Raw genomic sequence first — 3695 nt, 5'->3', positions numbered from 1 at the left:
GTTTTCGTTGTTTTTTCATGCGACAATTTTATGTCGCATTAATTGCTTGTAAATTAATTTTTTTAAAAAAAAGAGGTGTCTTTTGGGACACCCCCTATATTCATTATGAAATTTTTTAAGGAATTATTACTGAAAATTTTTATTAAAATTTGCTATACTGGTTTATACTATCAGATAGATAGGTAATAAAAAATCAATAGATCAGTTGGGAGAATATCTTATGAAAAAAAGCTACAATATTGCTGTGTTACCAGGCGATGGTACAGGCCCTGAGGTCGTTGCTGAAGGCGTTAAGGTATTACAAGCTGTTGCTCAGGTTGAAAACATTTCATTACATTTTACCAATTATGATTTTGGCGGTGAGCGGTATTTAAAAACAGGCGAAACACTACCTGATGGTGCAATTGATGAACTAAAAAAGTATGATGCTATCTTTTTAGGTGCTATTGGTCATCCCGATGTCAAGCCAGGTATTTTAGAAAAAGGTATACTTTTGCGATTACGTTTTGAATTAGACCAGTATATTAATCTTCGTCCTGTGAAGCTGTATCCCAATGTTGAAACTCCGCTTAAAGACAAAGGACCGCAGGATATTGATTATGTTGTGGTACGTGAAAATACTGGCGACGTATACACCGGGATTGGTGGTGTTACCATGAAAGGCACATCACATGAAGAAGCAATGCAGATAATGGTATATAATAGGTTTCAGGTTGATAGGTGCTTACGCTATGCGTTTGAGTATGCCCGCAAGCGCAATAAAAAGAAAACGCTGGCACTGGTAGGAAAAACCAATGTATTAACGTATGTTTATGATTTATGGGAAAGAGCATTTCACGAAATTGGTGAAAAAGAATATCCCGACATTAAGCGCGAATACTATCATGTTGATGCAACCTGCATGTGGATGGTAAAAAATCCTGAGTGGTTTGACGTCCTTGTTACTGGAAACATGTTTGGTGATATTATCACCGACCTTGGTGCTATTACACAGGGAGGCATGGGCATTGCTGCTGGCGGTAATATCAATCCTGAAGGTCTGTCTATGTTTGAGCCTATTGGTGGCTCTGCTCCAAAATACACCGGTAAAAATGTCATTAATCCTTTGGCAGCCATTTGTGCAGCACAGATGATGATGGCACATCTGGGAGAAGAAGGCGCTGCAGCACGTATTGAAAAAGGCGTTGTTGAGATATTGCAGCGTGATATGAAATCCCTTGCTGCAGGCAAGATGGGTTTAACTACTACACAGGTGGGTGATAAGGTTGCGGAGTATGCGGTGAAGTGATGGAGTAATGAGCAGTCAAAATATTTGCATATTATACAAGGAGCGGTGGTTATGATTATCCACCGCTTTTTTCATAATAAATTATTGACTTTTATTAAAGGCTGCATGTATTACACAAGTAATAATACTAATATGGAGTAAACAGTATGAAAACCAAAATATCACTGTTTCTTTGCTTTCTTTTTATTGCAACGGGTCTTTTTGCACAATCAAGTAACACACAGACTAACTTCAGCATATCACCTCCTCCTTTGGGATATCCAGAATATCCGGAAGAATCGTCTTTCTCAAACACTGTGAATTTCACAGGGGCATATATAAGTGCAGACAAGTTTTCTATGGTAGGCATGTTTTTGGGGTGGGTTCCGCGCTATGGTGGCGATTGGGGCGCCATAGATTGTATGGTTGGCATGTTTGTTATGAATGGCGAACTTGATACTGATTTTGGGAAAGAGTCCCTTAATTTTGTTGGATTTGACCTTACACCAGCATTTGAATTGCCAGTTGTAAACCAGGAGTCATTTAAGTTTATCTTTTTTGGCGGTTATGATTTGATGCTAATGACTACATCGTTTACAACACCTGATTATATTTCTGGTAGTGGAACAATGACAATAACATTGACAACCGGTATGTATGGCCCTGTATTGGGGATGCAAATGCATATAGGTTTTGCCGATACTTTTATCTTTTCACCATTTTTAATGATGAAATCAATGCAGGGGAGCACCGATATTACCACAGAACCTGCTTATGTGGGCATGCAGACCTCATATGATATCCCTTCAACAACTATGATTTCATACGGATTTGATATTATAGAAACTACTTCAGGCGTGACGTTAAGTGGCCTTATCAACATGGCAGGTGAAACCAACGACACCAAAGGATACACTTCATATATCTTTGGAGTAAGCATTAAGCTATAGATAAAATTGCCACAATCTACCATTTTGCAATGGTCTAAAAACACCCATGTTTCATTTTGTGGTGATTAATTTGAAGTGAGGTAAATTATATTTACTATTTTGCTTAAATAATGTAATATGATAATTGTATAAGACAGGGGGGGTGTTCTATGATACCTCCCATTTTTTTAAAAAAATAAGAGGCACCTCTCAAAACTTAAAAAAGGATTGCTTCGTCACTTCGTTCCTCGCAATGACAAAATTGCAAGGATCATTGCGAGCATAGCTATGTAATCTTAGTACCACTAAAAGCAGTATTGCTTCATCGTTTCGTTACTCGCAATGACGGGATGAAGCAATCCCTTTTATATTGTGCGCCCAAGAGGATTCGAACCTCTGGCCTTCGGATTCGTAGTCCGACGCTCTATCCAACTGAGCTATGGACGCATGTAAAAGCTATATTTAAAATTTAGATATATTGCTCCAATTTTTCAAGATAATTTTCAACCTGTGGTATGGAAAAATCTTTTTTCTTCCAAATACAGTATACATGCACAGTAACTATCGCATAATATACAAAATAATTAAGGTACAAAAGAATTGTAAATATAAAACGTAGTAACCGCCAGGGTCGTGGCATCATAAAAAGTATAATAAAGATAGCCAGGGCGATAGCAACCGCAGTCATTGCATAGACAAGCCCGCGCTTTGCATGTTTTTGAACCTGTGCATCTTCAAAAACATACAGAGGATACAACCACCCAATATACGGCACATACGCAACGGATAAAATGATTTGGTGCTTATGTTCAATACAAAATGTTTTTACGAGTGTATAGTACCTGGTGATTGTTGCATACAGGATAGTGCTGTATTTTTTAATGTGCTGCCACCATATTTTTAGCGTTTCCATTCGGAGAGAGAGGGATTCGAACCCTCGGTACCGTTTCCAGTACAACGGTTTAGCAAACCGTCCCCTTCGGCCTCTCGGGCATCTCTCCGTTTTATGCGGAAGGTGAGGGATTCGAACCCCCGGGGCTTTCACCCAACGGTTTTCAAGACCGCCTCCATAGACCACTCGGACAACCTTCCGATAGCAACACTATTGAAAGGGCGGTTGTTGTCAAATAAAAATTTTACGGTACAATTATTTTTCTATGATGAGGAACTCAACTCGCCTGTTCTGAGCTCTTCCTTTTTCGGTTTTATTGTCGGCAATTGGTTTTGATTCGCCGTATCCTACGGATTCAAACCGTTCAGGATCAAGCCCTTTTGAAACAAGATAATTCTTTATTGATTCAGCTCTTTTTTCAGATAGTAACTGGTTAAAAGCTGCTTCGCCAATATCGTCGGTATGCCCTTCAATTCTAACACGCACTTTTTTCTGTTTCAATATCTGGGCAATTTTATCCAGTTCAGGATATGAGCTTGGTTGTATTTCAGCGCTCCCTAACTCAAAGGTTATTTTATCGGTTATAAGGAGTACTTCATCAAAGTGG

General features: G+C 38.9%; 4 protein-coding genes and 3 tRNA genes. 2 read left to right on the top strand and 5 right to left on the bottom strand.

What is annotated here, in order from left to right; translation table 11 throughout:
- Nucleotides 1–220 precede the first annotated feature (220 nt).
- Together AB1444_16245 and AB1444_16240 are read left to right on the top strand one after the other, a co-directional pair.
- Nucleotides 221–1288, top strand: coding sequence for a 3-isopropylmalate dehydrogenase (locus tag AB1444_16245; protein MEW6528204.1), 1068 nt, complete (start codon nucleotides 221–223; stop codon nucleotides 1286–1288).
- Between the two features lie 146 nt (nucleotides 1289–1434).
- Nucleotides 1435–2217: a hypothetical protein gene (locus tag AB1444_16240; GenBank protein MEW6528203.1), complete on the top strand. Its 783-nt coding sequence runs from the start codon at nucleotides 1435–1437 to the stop codon at nucleotides 2215–2217.
- A 352-nt stretch (nucleotides 2218–2569) separates the two neighbouring features.
- Here AB1444_16240 and AB1444_16235 read toward each other — a convergent pair.
- The 5 genes from AB1444_16235 to AB1444_16215 form a co-directional block, all read right to left on the bottom strand.
- Nucleotides 2570–2643, bottom strand: a tRNA-Arg gene (locus AB1444_16235).
- Between the two features lie 22 nt (nucleotides 2644–2665).
- Complete coding sequence (locus tag AB1444_16230; GenBank protein MEW6528202.1) at nucleotides 2666–3109, bottom strand: hypothetical protein; 444 nt, start codon at nucleotides 3107–3109, stop codon at nucleotides 2666–2668.
- Between the two features lies 1 nt (nucleotide 3110).
- Nucleotides 3111–3197, bottom strand: a tRNA-Ser gene (locus tag AB1444_16225).
- A gap of 8 nt (nucleotides 3198–3205) precedes the next feature.
- Nucleotides 3206–3288, bottom strand: a tRNA-Ser gene (locus tag AB1444_16220).
- 55 nt (nucleotides 3289–3343) lie between these two features.
- Nucleotides 3344–3695 (bottom strand): OmpA family protein (locus AB1444_16215; GenBank protein ID MEW6528201.1); only part of this gene is annotated, 352 nt, incomplete at its 5' end.

It is taken from the genome of Spirochaetota bacterium (genome assembly GCA_040756435.1).
Classification (GTDB): Bacteria; Spirochaetota; UBA4802; order UBA4802; family UB4802; genus UBA4802.
The sequence above is the reverse complement of the archived record's forward strand: the minus strand, read 5'-3'. Positions and strand labels throughout refer to the sequence as shown.